The 23,222-nt window shown below is 58.5% G+C and carries 19 protein-coding genes and 1 pseudogene; 8 read left to right on the top strand and 12 right to left on the bottom strand.

From position 1 onward, the window contains the following. Positions 1-2 precede the first annotated feature (2 nt). Genes RBB80_RS18120 through RBB80_RS18110 form a run of 3 tightly spaced genes read left to right on the top strand, consistent with a single transcriptional unit; the run spans position 3 to position 3,075 of the window. Positions 3-1,214: a hypothetical protein gene (locus RBB80_RS18120; RefSeq protein WP_433963877.1), complete on the top strand. Its 1,212-nt coding sequence runs from the start codon at positions 3-5 to the stop codon at positions 1,212-1,214. Next, positions 1,124-2,698, top strand: a complete 1,575-nt coding sequence (locus RBB80_RS18115) for a hypothetical protein (RefSeq protein WP_433963876.1) — start codon at positions 1,124-1,126, stop codon at positions 2,696-2,698. The genes RBB80_RS18120 and RBB80_RS18115 overlap by 91 nt, the downstream gene beginning before the upstream one ends. After that, a complete protein-coding gene (locus RBB80_RS18110; protein WP_433969738.1) occupies positions 2,686-3,075 on the top strand; it encodes a glucoamylase family protein in 390 nt (129 codons plus the stop codon). The genes RBB80_RS18115 and RBB80_RS18110 overlap by 13 nt, the downstream gene beginning before the upstream one ends. Before the next feature lie 75 nt (positions 3,076-3,150). Here the strand turns inward: RBB80_RS18110 and RBB80_RS18105 are convergent, their stop codons facing one another. The 4 genes from RBB80_RS18105 to RBB80_RS18090 all read right to left on the bottom strand — a co-directional run bounded on the left by RBB80_RS18105 (position 3,151) and on the right by RBB80_RS18090 (position 8,099). Then, positions 3,151-5,046, bottom strand: a complete 1,896-nt coding sequence (locus tag RBB80_RS18105; RefSeq protein WP_433963875.1) for a hypothetical protein — start codon at positions 5,044-5,046, stop codon at positions 3,151-3,153. Next, the gene (locus tag RBB80_RS18100; protein WP_433963874.1) at positions 5,024-5,833 is read right to left on the bottom strand and encodes a carboxypeptidase regulatory-like domain-containing protein; all 810 of its coding nucleotides are present in this window, start codon (positions 5,831-5,833) and stop codon (positions 5,024-5,026) included. Before RBB80_RS18100 ends, RBB80_RS18105 begins: the two co-directional genes overlap by 23 nt. 165 nt (positions 5,834-5,998) lie before the next feature. After that, positions 5,999-6,217, bottom strand: a complete 219-nt coding sequence (locus RBB80_RS18095) for a hypothetical protein (RefSeq protein WP_433963873.1) — start codon at positions 6,215-6,217, stop codon at positions 5,999-6,001. Between the two features lie 175 nt (positions 6,218-6,392). After that, positions 6,393-8,099: a 30S ribosomal protein S1 gene (locus RBB80_RS18090; RefSeq protein WP_433963872.1), complete on the bottom strand. Its 1,707-nt coding sequence runs from the start codon at positions 8,097-8,099 to the stop codon at positions 6,393-6,395. Between the two features lie 137 nt (positions 8,100-8,236). On the opposite strand from RBB80_RS18090, the gene RBB80_RS18085 reads away from it, so the two are divergent. Further along, positions 8,237-9,157: a M23 family metallopeptidase gene (locus RBB80_RS18085; protein WP_433963871.1), complete on the top strand. Its 921-nt coding sequence runs from the start codon at positions 8,237-8,239 to the stop codon at positions 9,155-9,157. A 468-nt stretch (positions 9,158-9,625) separates the two neighbouring features. Here RBB80_RS18085 and RBB80_RS18080 read toward each other — a convergent pair whose 3' ends face one another. The 8 genes and pseudogenes from RBB80_RS18080 to RBB80_RS18045 form a co-directional block, all read right to left on the bottom strand. Beyond that, positions 9,626-10,255: a DUF4126 domain-containing protein gene (locus tag RBB80_RS18080; protein ID WP_433963870.1), complete on the bottom strand. Its 630-nt coding sequence runs from the start codon at positions 10,253-10,255 to the stop codon at positions 9,626-9,628. 61 nt (positions 10,256-10,316) lie between these two features. After that, complete coding sequence (dgt, locus tag RBB80_RS18075) at positions 10,317-11,459, bottom strand: dGTP triphosphohydrolase (RefSeq protein WP_433963869.1); 1,143 nt, start codon at positions 11,457-11,459, stop codon at positions 10,317-10,319. 75 nt (positions 11,460-11,534) lie between these two features. After that, positions 11,535-13,547 (bottom strand): tetratricopeptide repeat protein, encoded by a 2,013-nt coding sequence (locus RBB80_RS18070; protein WP_433963868.1) that lies wholly within the window; start codon positions 13,545-13,547, stop codon positions 11,535-11,537. Between the two features lie 235 nt (positions 13,548-13,782). Then, positions 13,783-15,392: pseudogene (gene purH / locus RBB80_RS18065) on the bottom strand (bifunctional phosphoribosylaminoimidazolecarboxamide formyltransferase/IMP cyclohydrolase). Between the two features lie 40 nt (positions 15,393-15,432). Continuing rightward, entirely contained in the window at positions 15,433-15,750 is a 318-nt protein-coding gene (locus tag RBB80_RS18060; RefSeq protein WP_433969736.1) for a HisA/HisF-related TIM barrel protein, read from the bottom strand. Beyond that, on the bottom strand, positions 15,639-16,370 hold the full coding sequence (locus tag RBB80_RS18055) for a dihydroorotate dehydrogenase (RefSeq protein ID WP_433963867.1): 732 nt from the start codon (positions 16,368-16,370) through the stop codon (positions 15,639-15,641). Before RBB80_RS18055 ends, RBB80_RS18060 begins: the two co-directional genes overlap by 112 nt. 126 nt (positions 16,371-16,496) lie before the next feature. Further along, entirely contained in the window at positions 16,497-17,750 is a 1,254-nt protein-coding gene (locus RBB80_RS18050) for a glycoside hydrolase family 88/105 protein (RefSeq protein WP_433963866.1), read from the bottom strand. 2 nt (positions 17,751-17,752) lie between these two features. Next, on the bottom strand, positions 17,753-18,925 hold the full coding sequence (locus RBB80_RS18045) for an ROK family transcriptional regulator (protein WP_433963865.1): 1,173 nt from the start codon (positions 18,923-18,925) through the stop codon (positions 17,753-17,755). Positions 18,926-19,167: 242 nt separating this feature from the next. Here RBB80_RS18045 and RBB80_RS18040 point away from each other — a divergent pair, with 242 nt between their 5' ends. The 4 genes from RBB80_RS18040 (at position 19,168) to RBB80_RS18025 (ending at position 23,139) form a co-directional block, all read left to right on the top strand. Then, positions 19,168-19,806: a glycoside hydrolase family protein gene (locus tag RBB80_RS18040; protein WP_433963864.1), complete on the top strand. Its 639-nt coding sequence runs from the start codon at positions 19,168-19,170 to the stop codon at positions 19,804-19,806. A gap of 63 nt (positions 19,807-19,869) precedes the next feature. Further along, positions 19,870-20,610: a M16 family metallopeptidase gene (locus tag RBB80_RS18035; protein ID WP_433963863.1), complete on the top strand. Its 741-nt coding sequence runs from the start codon at positions 19,870-19,872 to the stop codon at positions 20,608-20,610. Then, the gene (locus RBB80_RS18030) at positions 20,550-21,224 is read left to right on the top strand and encodes a M16 family metallopeptidase (protein WP_433963862.1); all 675 of its coding nucleotides are present in this window, start codon (positions 20,550-20,552) and stop codon (positions 21,222-21,224) included. The genes RBB80_RS18035 and RBB80_RS18030 overlap by 61 nt, the downstream gene beginning before the upstream one ends. A 259-nt stretch (positions 21,225-21,483) precedes the next feature. Next, the gene (locus RBB80_RS18025; RefSeq protein WP_433963861.1) at positions 21,484-23,139 is read left to right on the top strand and encodes a M16 family metallopeptidase; all 1,656 of its coding nucleotides are present in this window, start codon (positions 21,484-21,486) and stop codon (positions 23,137-23,139) included. Positions 23,140-23,222: the final 83 nt, after the last annotated feature.

The following is a 23,222-nucleotide window of genomic DNA, read 5'->3' as shown; positions in this document are numbered from 1 at the left end:
CCGTGCAATGCGTCGACCATCTCAATGCCAAGTACCCACGCACCAAAGGCGGAGCCTTCTTCCTCCTCCACCGCTACCGGGTCTTCAACTCCCGCCAGGGCGTCTGGATGGGATGGGAGCGCAAGCGCGGCAAGCTCCTCGACCTCAATAAATTCTTGCTGAATGAATTCGATAGCTTCCCTCTAAAGGCCGGTCCTCTCGACGCACTGCAACACGTCCGTTACGTCATCACCCTCGACTCCGACACACAACTCCCCCGCGGCACCGCAGCCCGCATGGTCGGCACCATGGCGCATCCGCTCAATCAGGCCATCGTCAACCCGCGCCTCCGCATCGTCACCCAGGGCTACGGCATCCTCCAGCCGCGCGTCGGGGTCAGCGTCGCCTCGGCCTCGCGCTCCCGTCTCGCCTCCCTCTACTCCGGCGAGACCGGCTTCGACATCTACACTCGCGCCGTCTCCGATGTCTATCAGGATCTCTTCGGCGAAGGCATCTTCGCCGGCAAGGGCATCTTCGAAGTCGCCATCCTCCACGAGGTGCTCGACCGCCGCTTCCCCCGCAACGCTCTCCTCTCGCACGACCTCATCGAAGGCTCCTACGCCCGCGCCGGCCTAGTCACTGACATCGAAATTATCGACGACTACCCCTCGCACTACTCCGCCCACACCCGACGCAAGCATCGCTGGGTGCGCGGCGACTGGCAGATCGCACGCTGGCTCTTCGCCGAAGTCCCCGACGAATCAGGCAAATCCGTCCCTAATCCCATCAACACCATCTCGCGCTGGAAGATCTTCGACAACCTCCGCCGCAGCCTCGTCGAACCCGTAACCTTCCTGCTCTTCCTCCTTGGCTGGTTCATGCTCCCCGGCGGCGCACTCTACTGGACCATGGCCGGCTTGGTTCTCCTCCTCCTCCCCGTCTTGGTCCAACTAGCCTTCAACCTCGGCCGAGCCCTACTCAAACTGAGCTTCGTCGGCGCACGCGAGGGCTTCCTCACCTTCGCCACCTCCTTCGGCTTCACCATGCTGAACCTCACCTTCCTCCCACACCACATGTTCCTCGCCATCGACGCCATCGTCCGCTCGCTGAGCCGCACGCTGGTATCAGGCAAACACCTGCTCGAGTGGGAGACCGCGGCGCAAGCCGAATCCGGCAAATCCCGAACTCCCCTCGACATCTACTTGCAGTTCTCCCCGTCGCGGCCGTACTCATAGCCATCGCCCTCGCCTTCCACAACATCTGGTCTCTCGTAGCAGCCTCGCCAGTTCTTCTTCTCTGGGCCATAGCGCCTCTCGTAGCCATTTGGCTTGACTCGCCGCCTCGTCGCGAGGAAGGCCCCCTCACCGCAGAAGACACCCACTTCCTGCAGCAGCAAGCGCTCCACATCTGGCGTTACTTCCACGACTTCGGCGACGAAACAAATCATTGGCTCATCCCCGACAACGTCGAAGAACAAAACACTCTTCAGATCCGGAAGCTCTCCCCCACAAATCTCGGCATGCTCTTCAACGCTCGCCAGGCAGCATACGAATTCGGCTTCACCACGCTGCCGGAGTTTGCCCAGGCCACGCTGGGAACCCTGGCCACCTACGACCGCCTTGAGAAACAACGCGGCCATATCTACAACTGGTACAACATCGAGACCCTGTGCCCCATCCCGCCACACATTGTCTCCGCAGTCGATAGCGGGAATCTCGCTGCCTCTCTCTATACGCTCCGCACCGGCGCCCTCGATCTTCTCAAGCGCCCAATACTTGCACCGGAGACCTTCACAGGACTGAAACAAACGCAGCAGCCACCCGTCAAAACGACAATCACCCTCACGTCCGCAGAGACTCCTTCGTCAGCCATCAGATCGCATCTTCGATCCATCGCCCAACAGACCAAACCCGCAGCTGCCCCTCCACCAAATCAAAATCAGGACAGCAAGCAATGGTTCGCCAACGAGATCTCAAACCGTCTCTCTGCGTTGTCTAACTTCGCCGAGCACTACACCCCATGGCTGCTTCCCCGCTTCGAATCCCTCTTCAATCCACCTCAACTTGACGGCTCCGAACACAAAGCAATTCCAACGCTCCTGGACGCCGCCGAATATGTAACAGAATTAGAATCAAAACTAACCGGCACATCCCGCGATCTGCCAAAAGACTCCACGCTTGCCACCTCCGCCGCCGAACTGCTGGCCCTCCTGCCTGCCACAAGGCAGCGTCTCGAGCAGCTAAAATCCGACGTCACAAAAATCGCCGCCGAGGCAGAGCGCCACGCCGACGCCATGGAGTATGGATTCCTTCTCGTCGAAGCCCGCCAACTCCTCTCCATCGGATACGACGGCATCACGCACGAACTCTACTCCTCCTGCTACGACCTCCTCGCCTCAGAGGCCCGCATCGCATCCTTCATCGCCGTTGCCAAAGGCGACATCCCCCAACAATCCTGGTTCCGCCTCGACCGCTCTCACGTCCTGGTCAACGGACGCGCTGCACTCCTCTCCTGGACCGGAACCATGTTCGAGTACATGATGCCGTCCCTATGGATGCGGACCTTCCCGGACACTCTCATCGCACGCTCTCTCGAGTCGGCGGTCCGCATACAAAAAGATCACGTCCGCAACATCCCTTGGGGAATCTCCGAGTCGGGCTTCTCTAAAAAGATCCTCAGGGGCGATACGGCTATCAGGCCTGGGGCATTCCAAAGCTAGCGCTGAAGTACGGCGCCGAAGACGGCCCTGTCATCTCCCCCTACTCCAGCTTTCTCGCTCTCCCTCTTCTTCGCAAAGACTCCATTGCAAACCTTCGACGCATGGCATCGATGGATTGGATGGGCACCTATGGCTTCTACGAAGCGGCCGACTACACCCAGGGCAATCAGCCAGAGCTGGTTCGCTCCTGGATGGCTCACCACCAGGGCATGTGCCTTCTCGCCGTTACCAATCTTCTCAAGAACAACATCGTGCAGGAGTGGTTCCACGGCACGCCTCGTGTCCGCGCAGCAGAACTCCTCCTCCACGAAAAAGCTCTGAGCAAGGAAACCCTCAAGGATCTCGAAAAACTCTCGAAGTCACAGGCAACCGAATAGCAAGCCACGTCGCAGCAAAAAAGATGGGCAGTGGATTCAATCCCACTGCCCATCTTTCTCTGCTCCGTGCTGCCGTTAGAAGTGGAAGCCAACCTCCGCAGTCAAAGCTCGCGGCGTCACATAGTGCGTACCGCTGAACGTCGAGAGGAAGTTGTACAGCGCCACCTTGTTGGCGAGGTTGACAGCCGTTAGACGGAGGCTCACCCGGTGCTTGTCACCGCCGAATAGATTGTCCTCACCGACCGCAGCATCGAAGAGGCTGCGTGGCTTTACCCGCGAGGGGTTCTTGTCGTCATTTTCTGTTCCTGGCGCTGGGATCGAAAGGAGGCTGGACGTGAGTTGAGTGGCGAGGCAAGGCGTCGGCAGCGGCGTTGTGGGCGTAGCTTTTACACCATTGCAGGAGAGTCCGGCTTCGAACTCCTGATCCGCGGTAAACCCGCTGAGATCGATCGCCGGCTGACCATTGAGCGTTGTCGAAACACCCGCGCAGTGGCTGTTAGGGTCGGTGATGTTGTAGCAAGGGGTAGAAGCCGCGTTGAGGCCGCTATCGTATCTCCAGTTGAAGCCGACCCAGGGACCGCGTTTGCCCGGAACCTGATACTGAACATGGGTCGTCTGGTTGAACTTCTCATCATGGTCGATGCGGAACGGAAACCCGCTCTGTCCCACAGTGGCTCCCGCACCGGCGCTCTGAGGCGGGAAGAATCGTGCAGACACCGAAGACATCGACACGAAGGCGGAGAAGTTGTGATAGTTCGGAAGATCGGCGTGGATTACGAAGCCCGGAATCTTCGAGTTGTGCCAGTCAATGGGGAAGAAGATGGGCGTGTTGCCAAGGATGGAGAAGTCGAACGCGCTATGGGTGTACTTCCAGATGTAGTCGCCGCCGACGACGAAGTTCTTTCCGAATCCCTGCTGGAATCCGGCATGAAACTCGTTCCGATATCCCGGCGTTACGACGTTCGATCCTCCCTGACAGTTGAGCAGAGGAGCCAGAATGTTACTCGCGCAACCTTGACTCGAAAGCACAAGATTTTCATTGAACGGTGACTCCAGCGTCCGAGCATAAGAGACACGAAGAACGGTTCCAGTCTGCTTCACGCTGTAGGATATGCCGAGACGAGGCTCCGCCTGCCGCGCGATAGCCAGCCCGTTGTACAGATCCCCGCGAATCCCAACGTTGAACAGCCAGTTGCCCGCTTTGATCTGATCCTGAACGTAAAGCGCAAGCTCTTTGATGTCCGTATGACCGAAGTAGTTGAAGCTTGTGCCGCCGCGGGTAAGGTCGAAGGGAAGCAGGACCGGATTGAAGCTTCCCCCGACTGAGGGATCATTGGAAAAGGCACCCGCCGCCGCACACTGTCCGGGATCCGTAAAGCCGGGAAGAGCCTTCCCGCTGCCATCCACGCACGGCGAATTGAACGTGGAGTTGATCACGGCAATCGGATCTCTCTCCCGCAGAAACGTCTGCTGATAAAGTGCGCCGATCTTGATGTTGTTTCTACCGTACTGAACGGAGTAGTCGGACCGGACGCCGGCGTTCAGCAGGCTTCGGTTCTGGCTGATCGTCTGGCTCTGGATTGGACCAAGATCCGCTAAGGGGTCATTGCTCGGATAGTAGTTGAAACCGTCTCTACGAACGAAGCCTCCGAAGTTGAAGATCGCATTCGAGCCGATCAGATGGGTGTAGAGCGGCGCGATGTCGAACGTCTGAATCTTCGCGCGCTGATCGGTGTTTCCTACGCTGCCAAACACAGGACTGCTGGTAGAGCCTCCACTGATCACATTCTGAACGTTCAGGTTGTCGAAGGTGTTCGGCGTCTGAAACCAGGAACGCGTGTAGTTGAAGTTGACGTGGATCGAATCCTTCGGTGTGAAGCTGCGGTCAACGCGATCGAAGAAGTTGAGTTCGTTGCCCTTGTCATGGAAGACGGCAAACTCAGGGCCATCAAGAAACCGGCCCGAGTTCAACCCGTCCGCCTCGAAAAATTTCCCCAGTTCGCGCCGCCGTAAGAGAGATCGAAGCCCCCGTCGCGGAGCCGAACGATCCATACGAGGAAGTTATGCTTCCATGCGGAGTGGTCGAACCCTGGCCCGAGCGGGTCGTCACATTAATGATGAGGCTGGTCTTGCCACCGTATTCGGCGGTCGGGGCTCCAGGGATCGCCTCAATCGACTGGATCGCGTTCGACGGGATCTGGTTGGAGAACACCTTGCTCTGCTGATCGGTGATCGGCTGTCCGTCAATCGAAAACGAGTTCGAGGCGTGATCGCCAAGACCGTGAAAGAGGCCGTTGGAATCGGCCGCCACACCCGGCGACGCTAGGGTAACCAGCGAGCTGAGTGAAGAAGACTGGCTCTCCAGCGGCAGCCTGTTGAACAAGTTGCGGTCCACATTCGTGTGTGCCAGCGGGTCATTGCTCACCAGGTCTTCGGCTTCAACGGTCACAGAGGTTGACGATCCCTCCACTTTCAAAGCGATTGTCATGGTCACAGGGATCGACGACGTAATACGGGCATCCTGCGCAACAGCACCGAAGCCATTAGCAGTTGCCGCCAAGTGATACGAGTTTAGCGGGAGATTCGTAAATTGGAAGTGCCCGCCGGAATCGGTCGCCATCGACCTGGAATAGCCGCTGACAGGATTTGAGATTGAAACGATCGCACCTGGGATCACGGCGCCGACAGGATCGGTTACCGTTCCACTAACGATGCCTGAGTTGGACTGTGCCAGAAGCGTCGAGACGGACGCGAGCATGGAAAAAGAAAAACCAATATATATACGGCACGACGTGAAGACGAGTGCATATCATGACCCCTGAATTGTTCAGTTACTTGCTTGTAAACGCAAACCTACGAGAGAGGAGCGTTGACAGGCGGGGGTCGGGTGAAGAGTGCAAACGTGAAAAAGTCTTCGTCCGCGTCAGCGGATCAAAACCTCTACAGCAGATACGACACAGGCGACAAACAGCGTCACCGGCGGATGCGCAACCTCCACAGCTACGTGGGCCGCAACGCAGAGCGCGCAGTCCGCATGCGAGATGTCGTCAACCGGGTGGGAGTGAACAGCCTGAATCGTTCCGGTCGCCAAAACCAGCAATACACAGATCAGCGCGAGGAAGATCCTCCACGAGCCCTGCATATTCGTCTTTGGCCTCAGGCTCAACACAATAAATCTAATATAGCGCAGTATCTTACGCGAAAAAACGCCGCAAACCCGCGTCCAAATCGTCTCAAACGCCGCCAGCTACTGCAGCACATTGAAAACTAAGGACAATCGCGCATTTTCGCTACTGCGAATTTATTCTTGATAATCTTCAGACCAGCTGCACGCCGACCTTCTTAGACTCGCGATCCAGCAGCGTAATCCGAAAGCTCCGAATCTGCCCCGCACGAACCGGTTCAGCCTTCGTCTCCTCAGCGCTCGGTCCATTCTTCCACCGCGCCGCCAGCATCGAGCTGAACGACGATAGATCCGCCACCGCCGACTTCGTCTCTTCCTTCGCCGCAGCCTCCACAACCAGCCGCGCCCTCGCGCGAATCCCCTCGCCCAGCTCCACCGTGCCCTGCTCACCCAAAACCTCGATCAGACGCCCCGTCACCACATCCCCTTCGTTGTGCTCCGCGATGTACTCGTCCAAACCCGTCGGCACCAACTGCTTCATACTCAACTTGATCTGCCTCTTCTCCCTGTCGAAATCGAGCAGCTTAGCCTTCACCACCTGCCCAACCCGCAGCACATCCTGTGGACGTTCAATCCTCTTCTCCGCGCTGATCTCGCTGACGTGAATCATCCCCTCAACTCCCTCGGTCAGCTGCACAAACGCGCCAAACTTCGTAAAGCTCGTAACCGGCCCCTCCACCTGCGAGCCCACCGTAAACTTCTCCGCAGCATCCACCCACGGATCCCCCAGCGTCTGCTTCAGTCCCAGCGACATCCGCTTCTCCGCCGCACTCACGCCAAGAATCATCACATCAACCACATCGCCCGGCTTCACCAGGTCCCCAGGCTTCCTCACCTTCTTCACCCACGACATCTCCGAGATATGCACCATCCCCTCAACCCCTGGCTCCAGCTCCACAAACGCGCCAAAGTCCGTCACCCGCGTCACCGCTCCACGCACCCTCTTTCCCGCAACATACTTCCCCGCCACCGCGTCCCAAGGATGCGCCATCAACTGCTTCATCCCCAGCGAAATCCTCTTCCCCGCCGCCTCAACCTTAAGTACCTTCGCGTCAATCTGCTGCCCCACCGTCAACACATCCGCCGGCTTCTCCACTCGCGCCCACGAAATATCGCTGATGTGCAGCAATCCATCCACTCCCCCGATATCAACGAACGCGCCATAGTTCATCAGGCTGCGCACCGTACCCGACACCACATCACCCTCGCTGATCTCCCCAAACCGCCGCTCCTTGGTCGAACGATCTTCCTCTTCCGCCACGGCCCGCCGATCGACAACCAGATCTTCCTCCGCAACATCCAGCTTGATAATGCGGCAGCGAATCTCCTGCCCCACCAGCTTCTCCATCTCCGCAGCATCCTTCGCCCCACTCCGCGACCCCGGCATAAACGCCCTCACGCCCACATCTACCGTCAAGCCGCCTTTCACCACGCCCGTCACCGTCCCCACGATGGTGGACTTATCCGCAAACGCCTGCTCCAGCGCGCTCCAGTCCTTCGGCTGCTCCACCCGCATCCGCGACAGCTCGTAGTACCCCTCTTCGTTCCGCCCCTTCACCGAAACCAGCAGCTTGCCGCCCGGCTCTACCGTCTCACCCGCGCTCTGGAACAGAGCAAGCGGCAACACACCCTCAGTCTTGTAGCCAATATCGACGAACACCGAATCAGCCGACACCGCAACCACAGTCCCCTCTAGCTGCTTTCCGCCATCACCCGACCGGTGCGAGTGCGTCTTCTCATACTGCGAAAGAATCGCGTCGAACGACTCTGTGGACTCGGGGGATTCGGTGGATTCGAAAGACTCGAAAGATGTGGGCTCTTTAGCGCTTGGGTTTGACATGAAAAGCTGGGGCCTCATTCCTACTGATTCTGGCTAGAATATCACCGCGTCGCGCTCCTCCGCCTCCGCTCTACACCCACAACGACACCACCATTTGCTTCTCCGCGAATCGGCTTTCTGCCATAAACTCTCATCTCATGCTCCGCACCTCTCAGAGAACTCTCCTGCAAGCCTTCACGCTCGCCCTGGCGACGATTCTCTTTGCCACGTATTCAGCACACGGCAGCATAACGCTCGATGACACCAACACCAACATCCTCATCACGCCCACGCCGCTGATGAACGGATCCCCCTGCCTTATCACCGTCACTCCGCCGAGCAATGCACTCTCCGTCACTGGAAACTGGCAAGCTCATCGCTTCTCCTTCTTCTCAAACTCCGATCACCGCACATGGTTCGCGCTCGCCGGCGTCGATGTCGAACTGAGCCCAGGCAACTACCCCTTGACCGTCGAAGTAGATCTCAAGAACGGAACCCACCAGACGATTCAACAGCAGCTGACGATCGAAAGTGCGCCCTATCTCCAGGTTCCTCTCACCGTGCCTGACAAGTTCGTCCAGCCCGACCCCAAAGCACTCAAGCAGATCGCCGCAGACAAGATCGTCAAAGACAAAGCCTTCGCCTCTTCAGCCTCCAGGCCGCAATGGACAGGCAACTTCCTTCCACCCCTCCGTCTCGCGCCCGAATCCGACTCCTTCGGCAACCAGCGCCTCTTCAACGGCAAAGTAGCCAGCGTCCATCGCGGCCTCGACTATCACGCCAAACTCCACACACCGGTCGCAGCGATCAACTCCGGCCGTGTCGTTCTGGCCCGGCCACTCTACTTTGAAGGCGGCTGCGTCGTCATCGATCACGGCCTCGGCCTCATGAGTGTCTACATGCACCTCTCGAAGATTGAAGTGTCCGTGGGCCGCCGCGTTCGACGAGGCCAGATCATCGCCCTGAGCGGCGCCTCCGGTCGCGCCACCGGCCCCCACCTCCATCTCGGAGTACGCTGGCAAGGCAGCTACCTCGATCCCGCAAAGCTATTCCAACTCCAGATGCCATCCTTCAAATAACCTGTCCTGCCGGACGGGCGCCCTGCGCGGGCGGCGGTCACTTCGTGACGCGTATACCGGTCTCGGCGAACCAGACAGCATTGCTCCTCCCGTTGGTCGGCACGAGCTCTTGCCTGCGACCAGCGGGAGCACCAAGCGAAGCGGTATACAAGTCACGAAGTGACCGCCGCCCGCGCAGGGCGCCCGTCCGGCAGGACAGAGAGCCTTGTCAAGCCCCTCCCGCATACAACCCAATCTTTTTCAATAACATACGAGTGGCGTATAAGTTATCACCCACCCGCTATACTGGAACCAGAACTAAGAAATCCCTCCGAACCCGGAGGGATTTTCACTTTAGCGGCATAACCCTTTTGTTTACACGAACCTGCAAGTAACCCTATTGGAATCAAATTTTTACCGGAGATGACGAGCCATAACTTAATGATAATAAGAGACTTACACGCTGGTAATAGGGGGTACCCCAGGCCCCTAAGGCAGCGGTTTAACCGGCCTCTGGGCCTCTTCCAAATCGGTGCCGAGCAGCCGCCGAAGCGGTCTCTGGATCGCCCGCAGCAGCGCCCTGGCAGCCAGTAAAGCCGCCGCCAGGCAAACCACGGCAATAGACGCAGCAACCACAGGATGATGTGTCGCAAACCAGGTCAGCCCCACCGCCGTAACATCCTCGGCTGAGCTAAGCGCTATATTCGACACCGGCTCCGGACTCGGCGTTACCGCGGCCCGCAAAGCAGTCTTCGATCCATGCGCCGCCAACGCCACCGCAGCGCCGATCGCCGTAGCCAGCACCTGCATCTGCGGTGACAGCTGCGAACTCGCCTGGTACGCCACCAGCGCAGCGATAGGAATTCGAACAAACGTATGCAAAGCGTTCCAGACCAGATCAAACGCCGGAATCTTGTCGGCCACGAACTCGATCGCGAACATAATCCCGCACACCACCAGAACCCAGGTGTGCCCCAACGAGTCCAGACCAGGAGGCAGCGCAACCCACTGTGTACGCGCAAGCAGCCCAAGCGTCAGCACCGTAGCATAGATATTCAGCCCAGCCGCAAAGCTGGCAGCAATCACAAGCGCCGTGATATTAGCCGCACTGAAGCTCATGTGGCTGAAAGTGTACCGCCTCTCGAAAGCAGCGGCTCACATTTATTAATCACCCGACGCTCTACCGGCGAACAGCTCGCTTGATCTGCGCATACTGCAGCAGAATGAAGCTGTCCGTCATCCCGGCAATATAGTCGGCCACCACGCGAGCCAGACCCTGGTTCTCCACCGACTCGAAGTGGCTCACCGGCAACTCCTCCGGATCGTTGATCCAGTAGTCGAAGAGCACCGTGACTACCTCTTCCGCCTTATCATGCTCGTGTTCGAGCGCCGGGCAGGTGTAAAGCGTGTCGTAAAGATACTGCTTCTCCTGCAGACGCTCCGCTTCAACCTCAGGCGAAAACAGCGCCAGCCGGCTGGAATGTCTGCGAACGTCGGCAAGCGTCTGGGCACCTATGGCCACCACGTTTCGCGCCGTATTTTCAATCAGATCGTCGGTAAGAACGTTCTGCATCAACTGCAACGCCTCGTTGAACAGGAACTTCTCGTCGACGCCAACATGTTCTCTCTCAACCGTCTTGTAGCACCGCGCGACGATCTCCACATGCTCGCAGATATGGCCGATCTCAAGCAGTCCCGACTCGACGCCGTCGTCAAGATCAGCCGTAAGATAGGCGATCTCGTCGGCTAGATCGATCAACTGCGCTTCCAGCGGCGGTCGCTGATCCAGCAGCAACCCTGTAAGATCCGGATGCTTCTCGATGCTGTAGTCACGAGAGTGTTTGATGATGCCCTCGCGAACGCCCAGCGTCAGATTCAGTCCGCGATGCGCCGCATATCGCTGCTCAAAGTGATCGACGATGCGCAGTGCATGAATGTTGTGGTCAAACCCACGGCCATGACGCTTCAGGCACTGATCCAGCGCCCGCTCCCCCGCATGTCCGAATGGCGGATGTCCGATGTCGTGAACCAGCGCCAGCGTCTCGGCCAGATCTTCCTGCAGACCAAGCGCCGCTGCTGCCGCCCGAGCGATCTGGGCGACTTCAATCGTGTGCGTCAGGCGACTCCGAAAGTGATCCGAGGCGCGACTGGTAAAGACCTGCGTCTTCCCCGCGAGTCGCCGGAAGGCGCGAGCCTGCACAATACGCTCCCGGTCGCGCTGGAACGGCGTCCGCGAAGGCCGAAAGGGTGCAGGGTACACACGAGTCAGCAGCTGGTCGCCCGGATCGGCAACGACCGCGCAGCGATGAAGATTGAGTGCCATAGTCAACTCTAGTGTAAACGGCGCGAGGCTCCTCGAGATTCGCTCGAGGAGCCTCACACGCTTGCCGCTAGGGCTCTATTTCACGGAGACGGTTCCGACCTTCGCCAGCTTTACGCGCGCGTTTTCGAGCTTATGCTGGACCTTCGCAACATCCGCGGGATCGGCATCCGCGGGCAGCGAACGAGCATATTCGGTCATCGAGCGCTCCCACTGCACCACCGCCATCTTCAGGTTCCCAGTCTTCTCATAGACCTCGCCGAGATGGTCATGCACGGTGGGGTCGGTGTTGATTCGCTCATTCGCCTTGCGCAAATTTTCCTCTGCCAAAGCATATTGACCGGATTTGTAATAAACCCAACCCAACGAATCCAGAAACGCGCCATTCTGCGGATCGAGCTCAACAGCCTTGCGGATGAGCGTCAGAGCTTCTGGAAGTCGAACCCCGCGATCAGCCAGCATGTAGCCAAGATAGTTCAGAACTGTCGCGTTCTGCGGATCAATCGCAAGAGCCTTGCGAAACTCTGCTTCGGCCAGATCGTACTGTTTCTGGCGGTCGTAAAGCGCACCTCGCAGAAACGCCACGTAGAGCTTCTCATCGGGCTTCGTCGCCAGTGCATCAGCGCTCGTCAGCTCCGCAGACGCTTCCTGGTAACGCTTCAGACGAGTATGAATCTGGGCCAAAGCCAGATGCGAGTCACGCTCGTCCGGAGTTCCCTTCGTCGCCGCCAACTGCGCATTCGCCAACGCGATACCTTCATCAACCGAACCTGTATCGGCAAGCTGGCCGGCATACATCAACTGGATCCCGTGATCGTTCGGCATCAGCTTCGCAACCTCCGCAGCACTCGCAGTGGCTTCCTTCCACTGATGAGCATCGCGATAGGCATCGATCTGGCCTTGATAACCAGTCTTGACGTAATCGCCACCAAGCGCAGCTACTTGCTTGTAGGCAGCAACAGCGTCTGCAGTCTTGTTCTCCTCACGATAGATGATCGCCAGCCGATCCAGGAAGATCGAGCGATTGGCCTTCTCTCCATCCGTGTACTTTCCATCGGGATGCGAAGTGTCAGCCACCAGCTTGACGAGCACCCCAATCGCATCGTCATAACGACCCAGCGAGTCGTAGATAAGAGCCTCATTGTAACTAAGCTCAAGCGAGTCCGGAGCCAGCGGCTTAGCCTTATCGAGTGTCTTCAGCGCGTCGTCATAATGCCCTTGTCTCCGCTCGATCTCGGAGATATGGATCTGCGACTGGGCGTCTTGCGGCTCAGCGGCGACAATCCCGTTCAACACCTTCAGCGCCTCATCCAACTGCCCATCGGCAAGCAACGCGTTCGCGAGGCCGCGTTCCGTGTCCAGATTATCCGGCTCAAGGTCCAGAGCCCGGTGATACGCAGCGATCGCATCCTTATTCCTCTTCAGCTGCTCATAGCTCGCACCCAACGCGAACTCGACACGCGGTGACCGATCGTCGACCGGAATAGCGCTGAGCACATCGGCGGCACGCTTCGGATCTCCCTGCTCGCTATAGAGGCGCGCCATATTAAGCGCAACCTCCTCCGAATTCGCATCAATCCCCTGCGCCGCCTTGAACTGAGCCTCGGCTTTTCCCGAGTCGTGATTCAGTCCATATAACTGACCCAGCAAGAGACGCGTCTCCACATCATTCGGCTTCAGCTGAGCAAGCTTTTCGTACTCTGCAATCGCGAGTTGAAGCATCTGTCCGGACTGAGAGCTTTGCATGTCTCCAAGCGAACGCAGATAAACCTTTCCCAGCAAGGTATGGGCTTCAATATCATCAGGGTTCTTGGTCACCTGGTCCTGCGCAGCCGTTACAGCCTCACGAATGCGACCGATCTTGAAGTAAAGATCGGCCAGACCATCCTGCAGAAGGCGCGAAGTCGGATCGGCATCCAAAGCCAACTTGTATTGCTCCACAGCCTGTGTTGCATAGTCCGACCGCCCCGCATTCACGGCCATATCTTCGTAGAGCCGCGCCAACCCGTAATGGTAGTACGAAGAGGCACGATCAGGTTGAACCGAAGTTGCAACCAAACCCTTCGCAGCGACTGGAGCCTGAGCGATCATCGTGTGCGAAACAAAAAAAGCGCCGCAGCGGGAATCAGCCGGAGATGGCGAATGGAGGAGGCACGTAAAAGAAGTGTCATGATGTAGTTTCCTGTGCCGACGGAATGGAAGTCGATACTGCGCGACTAGACACTGGTTAGACGACGCCGCCTGCGGATTGGATGCAGGAGGCCCAGACTAGCCGTTTGCGCAGCATGGCGGTGATTATATCCGTCATTAGCCCAAATCTGGAACATTATCCATGGCGAAAGTGCCTGACCCCTGTAAACGCCATCGCCACTCCCAGTCGGTCTGCAGCCTCGATCACCTCGGCATCCCGTACCGACCCCCGGGCTGAATCACCGCCGTAGCACCAGCCTGCGCTACAACTTCCAGGCCATCAGCGAAAGGAAAAAATGCGTCAGAGGCTGCAACTGAGCCGTTTAGCGGCAGCACGGCTTTCATTGCACCGAAGCGTGCCGCATCCACCCGGCTCATCTGGCCCGCCCCGATGCCGACCGTCTGGCCATGTCCGCCGCTGAAACGAGCGTAGACGATCGCGTTCGATTTGACGTGCTTGCATACACGCCAGGCAAAGAGCAAAGCACGCAACTCCTCGGCAGTGGGGGCTCGTTTGGAGACGACCTGAAGCCCCCTTCGCTGATACGCAACCGATCGGCATCCTGCACCAGCATCCCACCTGAAACCTGCTTCAAGACGCGTGGGGTATCAGCAGGCGAGATCTCGAGGAGCCTAAGATTCTTCTTCGCGCCAAAACGTTCCAGCGCCTCGCTGGTGAATGAGGGCGCGACGATCGCCTCCACGAACAGCTTGGCAATCTCCTCCGCTGCTGTTGCATCCACCTCACGGTTAACCCCAATTACTCCACCAAAGGCCGACACCGGATCGGCCTCAAGTGCCCGGCGGTAGGCTTCCGCAACGGTAGCTCCGGTCGAAGCTCCACAAGGATTCGTGTGTTTGATGATGACCACAGCCGGCTCATCGAACTCACTGACCAACTCCCAGCAGGCGTCCAGATCCACAATGTTGTTGTAGCTGAGTTCTTTCCCTTGCAACTGCTTGGCGTTCGCCACACCTTTTCCGCTGCCGTCTGTATAGAGCGCAGCCTTCTGGTGCGGATTTTCTCCGTAGCGAAGCGATTTGAGAAGCGGATCATTGACCCGAATAGTTGTAGGTAACTGCTCTCGCGAAAAGATAGCTTTGCCGCTCGGCGTCTCAATGCTTTCCAGCGCCGTCGCTATGCCTGCATCGTATGCCGCAGTCACCGCGAAGGCCGTCTTGGCGAGCCTCCAGCGTGTCGAGTGACTCAAACGACCGGAGTTCGCGGCCATCTCCTCCGCCAATCGAGAATAGTCCCCAACCGAGGTGACAATCGCGACGTCCGCGAAGTTCTTGGCTGCCGAACGAACCATCGACGGTCCACCAATATCAATATTTTCGATCACCTCCGCGAAAGCAACCCCGGACGATTCGCCGTGTTCTCGAACGCGTACAGGTTCACCACCACCATATCGATCGGTTCTATCTGGTGCTCAGCAACCGAAGCCATATGTTCCGCGTTATCACGAATATGCAGAATTCCACCGTGAACCTTCGGATGTAGGGTCTTCACACGGCCATCGAGCATCTCGGGAAATCCGGTCAAGTCGCTAATATCGCGAACAGGGAGACCGGCTTCTCGTAGCGCACGGGCAGTCCCCCTGTTGAAACCAGGTCCACGCCGAACGATGCGAGACTTCGAGCAAAATCAACAAGCCCAGTTTTATCGGTAACAGAGAGTAGAGCGCGGCGGATCTGCCGAAGATCGGTAGGAGCAGCTAAGGAAGCGACGTCGTGTTCAATCATCACCTGACTATTCTAAGCCAGCACAGGCTACAACCTATCGTCACAGCAGAGCCGAACCAGTCAGCGAGCTTACGTGCAGAATCTGGTGCGTAATGCACCAACGCTTCAGCCCATTGGCGACATTCTCCACTGCACGCGGATCTGCGTAACTGGCCGTCCCAACCTGTACCGCAGTCGCTCCGGCCATCATGAACTCCACCGCGTCCTCAGCCCGAACAACTCCTCCCATGCCAACGATAGGGATCGTCACATTCTTTGAAACCTCATGCACCATCCGCACCGCAATGGGCTTGATCGCCGGGCCGGAGAGTCCTCCGGTGATATTGGCGATACGAGGACGACGCGTCTCAACATCAATCGCCAGAGAGACGAAGGTGTTGACGAGTGAAACCGCGTCAGCTCCCCGTCCGCTGCGACGCGTGCCATCAATCCAATATCCGTAACATTGGGTGAGAGCTTGACCATCAGAGGCCTGCGAGCAGCTGCCTTGCACCGCGCCACCAACTCCCAAAGCTGCGGCGGATCTGTCCCGAAGACCATCCCTCCGTGGCTGGTATTCGGGCAACTCGCATTCAGCTCATACATCGCTACATCGGGGGCATCGTTCAGAGCTTGGATGACCTCAACGCAATCCTCGATGGTGAACCCGAAGACGTTCGCAATAATCACCGTGCCTGTGATCTTCCTCAGCTTGGGAAGTTTTTCAGCGATAAAGGCGCGAACCCCCATGTTCTGCAGCCCAATCGCATTCATCATCCCGGCGGCGGTCTCTATGATTCTCGGAGCCGGGTTGCCTGCCATCGACTCGCGCGAAAGCCCTTTCGTGACGAACCCTCCTATGCGATCCAGAGAGACAATATCCTCGAACTCGACCCCATAACCGAAGGTTCCGCTTGCCGCAATCACCGGCGAGCTAAACTCAACACCGGCGACGGTCACCCGCATGTCCGGACCTTTGGTTCGTGCAGTCGCGCTCACTATCTCGATTCCGTTCCCATACTATCCAGTGTAGCGGTACTCATCGCACGTTAGCATCACCCGACCGTAGCGCCTCGATTTGTCCGCGCCCAACATTGGCGTCGGGAATTGACCCCGCACAAAGCGCTAGTGCTTCGACGCAGCCAGTCGATGCATCTCCGAACCCGCCATCAGGAACCCACCGACACCATACACATAGCTCGCAGAAGGCTTGAACTTGCCCGGCTGCCCATCGATCGGCTGAATCGAACCCAAGCGTCCATCAGCATAGATATGCCCAAGCATCCCCTTCCACGACTTCTCCACCACCGGGAGATACGTCTTGCGATCGAGAATCTTCTCGTTGATCCCATACGCAATCGCAAACGTAAAAAACGCCGACCCAGACACCTCCGGCAGGTCGTAAGACTCAGGGTCCAACAACCCCGATCGCCACAACCCATCCGGACTCTGAATCGCCGCCAGTTTCCCGGCCATCTCACGAAACTGTGCCACATACCTCGGTCGCGCAGGATAGTCCGCCGGCATGATCCGCAGCACGTTGACCAGCGCACCCATCACCCAGCCATTGCCGCGCGACCAGAAGATCGGCTTTCCGTTCGCCTGTTTCTGCGTAACGTAGCGGCTGTCGCGAAAATAAAGATGCTCCTGCTGGTTATAGAGGCTCCCCGAAGTTAGCCACCACTCGTGATCCATGTAGTCGAGATATTTCCGATCTTTCGTAATCTCATACATGCGCGAAAGCACCGGCGGCGACATGAACAGCGCATCGCACCACCACCAAAGCAGCTTATTCGAATCGTCTTCCCGCATAATCAGACGATCCATAATCGCCTTCGTGTCTGCCATCCGCACGGGCTGCGAGTCTTCGCGATAGAGATCCAGGTAAGCCTGCCCTAAAGCCTGATCATCTGCGTGAGGAAACCGCGCATCGAGCAGCGTCCACTCCGACAGTTCCGCCAGATGCAGAACAGCATCACGATACTTCCGATCACCGGTAGTCTTCGAAGCCGCCAGCAGACCGTCATAGAGCGCAGCAAAGGTCCACTGCTTATTGAAGTGGGGCTCCGCATAAGCAACCTGCCAGTCGGCAACCTTCTTTATCGCCGCATCGATCGCCTTCGGCTTCAACTCCGTCGAAAGTCCCGTCGCCGGTGGCCCAGGATCATCCGGAGCATCCCCCGCGGCGTTACCGTCCACCGGCACAACCTTCGCTGTCGAAGCTACTTCCGGCGCAGACTGTGCAAAGGCCGTCATCGAAACAGCCCCGACAAGTACACCAAGAGCAAAGCCACGCGAAACTCTCGCCGCCAACCCACTTCGCGAAATCTTGCCGGGAACCCACCGCCGCAGCACCACAAAATTCCAGAAAAACATCATTCCTAAACCAGACTCCCATTCATTACCAGCGCGACTGCACTCCGCAACCGCGCCGTGTTTCCTTCAAAGGCAGGCCGCAACCTCGGCGCCTTCGAAAGCGCATTCTGTTTGAGTTCAGACTCAACGATCGGCCCGAACAGATACCACGCAGCCGTAATATCCCCAACCACCACGATCTCACTCGGAGCCAGCGCATTGGCAACCATCCTCAACCCGCGTCCAAGAAACGACGACATCTTCTCGAGCGCCTTGACCGCATGGACATCATGGGACTGCGCCATCTTCACCAGCGCAGCAAAGGTAGGCGGCGCACTCGCCCCACTCATCTCCTCGTAGTAGCGCAGCCCCGCGCGATTTGAGCTGACAGTCTCCCAGCACCCTCGCCCCCCGCAACCGCACCGCGGCCCGTTCATCTCCATCTGCACATGGCCAAACTCTCCAGCCATGCCGTTCGCGCCGCGAAGCAACTGCCCATTGGCAAAGATCCCCGTTCCAATTCCCTCCGAAACATTCACCACCACCAGGTCATGCAAGCCGTCGCTGTCGCCGAACCAAACCTCCGACAGCGCGCATGCATTCGCGACGTTGTCCATCTCAACGCGCAACCCCGTAGCTTTTTGAATGCGCGACTTGATACTCGAGATAGGCCACTTCAAATTCGGCACAAAGATCGGCTCATCCCGGAGAGGGTCAGCACGGCCCGGCAGACTGATGCCAATTCCGTCAAACGATTTGTCGCTATGCGCCGCAATCAGCTTGCGAATCGCAGAAATAATCGGCTGAATCGCCTTCTTCGGATCCTCCGGCAACTCCACCACATTCTGCGCCACAATCTTCCCGCCAAGGTCGGTCACCGCAACCGTCGTCTGCGACGGATGAATATCCAGCGCAATCACAGCACGCTGATGATTCAATTCGAGAAAAGTCGGTCTGCGACCGCGAGGTGGCCGCCCCGTCGAACCCTCCAGAATCCACTTCTCCTTGATAAGGTCTTCGACGATCAGCGAGACCGTGCTCCGCTGCAGGCCGGAGACGCGGGCAAGATCGGCACGAGAGAGTGGCTGACGAGTCCGAATCAGATTGAAGACAAGGTTCCGGTTGATCTGGCGAGGCGTTTTGTTCGACGCGCTCTGTCTGCGGGTAAAGGTGAATCGAGCCGAATGTGTGGTGGGCATCGTTTAGCTTTCGTGTCTCATAAGATCAATAGGCGAAACCATATCAAAACATACGAACTGGGCAAACTCGAACGTCGCACTGTCGTTCGAATCTTGAGCCGCCCATCGCTTGACATCTTTGGCGACGAGTCTTTATATCACTGGAGGTCAAGCATTTTGTAGATACTTTGAATTATTGTTTCGGAAACGGTATTCAACTCCTCTCCCAACTCAAGAGGCGCGCGCATGCTAGCCTGAAAATCGTGGCGACCTACTTAGAGCAATCGCTAACAAAATTAAAAGAGTTCGAAGGCTGCATCCCGTGGATGTATCGCGACACGGTAGGCAAAATCACCGTCGGCGTCGGCCTCATGCTCCCCGACGCCAACGCCGCCGAGTCCCTCCCCTTCCTCCTCGGCAGCCGCCCAGCTACGTCACAAGAGATCGCCGCCGAGTACGCCCGCGTCGACTCCCTTCCCCAGGGCCGAGCCTCCGCCTTCTACAAATCCCCTAACTGCCTCGAACTGCCCCAGCAGACCATCGACGCAAAACTGACCTCAGTCCTCCAGGGCTTCGAAGCCACCCTCCGCACACATCTCCCCCACTACGACACCCTCCCCGACGGCGCAAAGCTCGCACTGCTCGACATGATCTACAACCTCGGCCCCGCAGGCCTCTTCAAAGACTTCCCGCACCTCATCGCCGCCGTCGAGTCCGGCTCATGGACAGAGGCTGCAGCCCGTTGTCTTCGTCGAGGCCCCAGCGCCGCCCGCAACGCCTGGACACGCGAGCAGTTCCTCTCCGCTGTCGTAACCAACATCCAGGCAGAGGCCGAGAGCCTGTTGAAGCAAATCTGGCGTCTCATACGTCAAATATGGAACGCCTTATTCGGCCCCCGGTAATAGAGCCCGGCCCCGGGCTTCGATATAGTGGAACTCTTGACTCACAAAGTCTGCGGAGGGCTTTTGGTAAAGGTAAAACGTAGAATCGCCCCCATTGCGATGATTGCTGCATGTGCAATCGCTCTAACCTCGGCAGCGAAGGCACAGGACCTCGCAAGCTTCGAAAAGCGCACCACCGTCAAAGTTCTCCCCAACGGCCTCACCCTCGTCATCTGCGAGCGCCCCGAAGCCCCCGTCTTCAGCTTCTACACCCTCGTCGATGCAGGCTCCGCCGACGACCCCGACGGCGCCAGCGGCATCGCCCACATGTTCGAACACATGGCCTTCAAGGGCACCACCGAGATCGGCACCACCGACTACCCAGCAGAAAAGATCGCCCTCGCCAAAGTCGAAACCACCTACGCAGCCTACGACGCCGAGTATCGCAAGCGCGTAGGCCAGAATGCAGAAAAACTGGCGCAACTCCTCAAATCGTTTCAGGATGCGCAGGCCGAGGCACAAAAATACGTCATCCCCAACCAGTTCTCCCAGATCGCCGAAGAGAACGGAGCCGTAGGCATCAACGCCAACACCACGGAAGACTCCACCCAGTACTTCTGGAGCATGCCCTCCAACCGCCTCGAGCTCTGGGCCTATCTCGAAAGCCAGCGCATCGCCCATCCCGTCGAGCGCGAGTTCTACAAGGAGCGCAACGTCGTCCAGGAAGAGCGCCGCATGCGCTCTGACTCCTCCCCGTCGGCCGCATGGTCGAGCAGTTCCTCGCCACCGCCTACGTCGCCCATCCCTACCGTCGCCCCGGCGTAGGCTGGGAGAGCGAGATCAGCCAGGTCTCCGCCACCGAAGCCACCACCTTCCACGAAAAATATTACGTCCCCGCGAACATCGTCATCGCGGTCGTAGGCGACCTCAAAGCCTCCAAGACCATGCCCGTGCTCGAGCGCTACTTCGCTCCCATCCCCGCCGCCCCGCGCCCCGAGCCCATGACCACCGTCGAGCCGCCGCAGGTCTCCGAAAAATCCGTCACCATCCGCGAAGCCACCCAGCCCTTCTACATCGAGGGCTACCATCGTCCCGACTACCTCGACCCCGACGACTCCGCCTACGACGCCATCTCCGACATCTTCTCAAACGGCCGCACCGCTCGCCTCTATCGCTCTCTCGTTCGCGACCAGTCCATCGCTGCCGAAGCCCAGGGCTTCAGCGGCTTCCCCGGCGACAAGTACCCCGGCCTCTTCGCCGTCTACGCCGTCCCCTCCCCGGCCACACGCCTGAAGAGATGCGCGCTTCCATCCACAAAGAACTCGACCGCCTCAAAAACGAAGACGTCACCGACGCCGAACTCGAACGCTACAAGACCCGCTCCCGCGCCGACCTCCTCCGCGGCCTCGCCGACAACGAAGGCCTGGCCCATCAACTAGCCGAGTACCAAACCCGCTTCGGCGACTGGCGCGAGCTCTTCAACCAGCTCCAAAAGATCGACGCCGTCAAGAAATCCGACATCCGCCGCGTCGCCAACAAAATCTTCACCGACAGCAACCGCACCAGCGCACGAATCGAATTCGTCCCACCCCAACGCAAAGCCCCGCAAGCCGCAGAAGGCGCAGGAACAGGAACTCCAGGAACCTCCATGCTCACCGCACCCCCAGCGCAGACCGCTGAGACCGCCGGAGGTACGAAATGAACCAGCTCTCCGAAATGGCCAAAAAACTCCGCACACCCCAGCAAAGAATCGTCATCTCGACCGAAGCCGCGCGGCCTCATCGCGCGGCGCAGTGGAGAGACCACCGTATTTCGTCTTTGCTCTTGTCGTTGCCGGCTCTCAATCCACGTCGGCGAAAATTAGCAGCCGGCTTTTCAAAGCTAGCCTTCACCGTCGTCGTCTCTTCATGGCTGCTAACCACTCTCGCTGCCTCTGCACAAACCGCACCAGCAGCAACAGCCACCACACAAGCACAACCGTGGAAACAAATCCCCATACCACCCCTCCCCGCCTTCAAACCCGCACAACCCCACCGCGTCGAACTCGAAAACGGCGTAGTCCTCTTCCTTCAGGAAGACCACGAGCTCCCCTTCATCAACGGCACCATCCTCATCCGAGGCGGCAGCCGCGATGAGCCCAATGCAAAGGTAGGACTCACCTCCCTCTACGGCGAAACCTGGCGCACCAGCGGCACCGCCACCATCGACGGCGACAAGCTCGACGACGTCCTCGAGGCCAAAGCCGCGTCCATCGAAACCAGCGGCGGCACCGCCTCCACCTCCATGGCCTGGTCAAGCCTCAAAGGCGACTTCGACACCGTCTTCGCATCCGCCATCGACCTCCTCCTCCATCCCACCTTCAAAGATGACAAACTCCAACTCGCCAGGCAGCAGCTTGAGACCGGCATCGCTCGCCGCAACGACGACGCCGGCAGCATCGCCACTCGCGAAGCCGCGAAGATCGCCTACGGCCCCCACAACCCCTACGCACGCGAACTCGAGTACTCGACCGTAGAAGCCGTAACCCTCGCCGACCTCAACGCCTGGCACACCCACACCGTCGTCGGCAGCAACATCATCGTCGCTCTCTCAGGCGACTTCGACTCCGCAGCCATGGAAGCCAGACTCCGCGCCGCCTTCGCGCCCATCCCACGCGGCCAGCGCTTCCAGTCCTTCAAAGCCACCTTCACCGACCCCAGACCCACCGTCAACTTCGTCTCCAAAGATGACGTCAACCAATCCAACGTCATCATCGTCGGCCTCGGCACCGAGCGCAGCAACCCCGACTACTACGCCCTCTCCGTTATGAACCAGGTCTTCTCCGGGGGCTTCGGCTCCCGCGTCGTCCAGGACGTCCGCACCAAACTCGGTCTCGCCTACACCGTCGAAGGAAACTACGGCGCCTCCTACGACCACCCCGGCATCTTCGTCGTCGAAGCCGCAACCAAGAGCGCCACCACCGTAGCCGCAACCAAGGCTCTCCTCGCCGAGATCGACCGCCTCAAAACAGAACCACCCACCCCCGCCGAACTCAGCAAGGCCAAAGACCAGGTCCTCAACTCCTTCGTCTTCCACTACGATTCTCCCGATAAAACGCTAGGCGAACAAGTCACCCTCGCCTTCTACGGCTATCCTGTCGACACTCTCGAAAAGTACAAATCCGGCATCGAGAAGGTCACCTCCGCCGACGTCTCTCGCGTAGCCAACAAGTACATCGACACCAGCAAACTCGCAGTCATCGTAGTAGGCAACGAATCGCAAATCACACCGTCGCTGGCCACACTAGGTCTAGGCACCGTAAAGAATCTGGACATCACCATTCCACCCCCACCAGGCGGCAAACCCGCAGAATAAGCGACCAACGGGAGCACCCCGCAAAGCAATCACAAGTCACGAAGTGACCGCAGCCCGCGCAGGGCGCCCGTCCGGCAGGACCC

This window comes from Tunturiibacter gelidiferens (assembly GCF_051013345.1).
Lineage (GTDB): Bacteria > Acidobacteriota > Terriglobia > Terriglobales > Acidobacteriaceae > Edaphobacter > Edaphobacter gelidiferens_A.
Note: the sequence above shows the minus strand (reverse complement) of the source record. Positions and strands in the feature narration are given on the sequence as shown.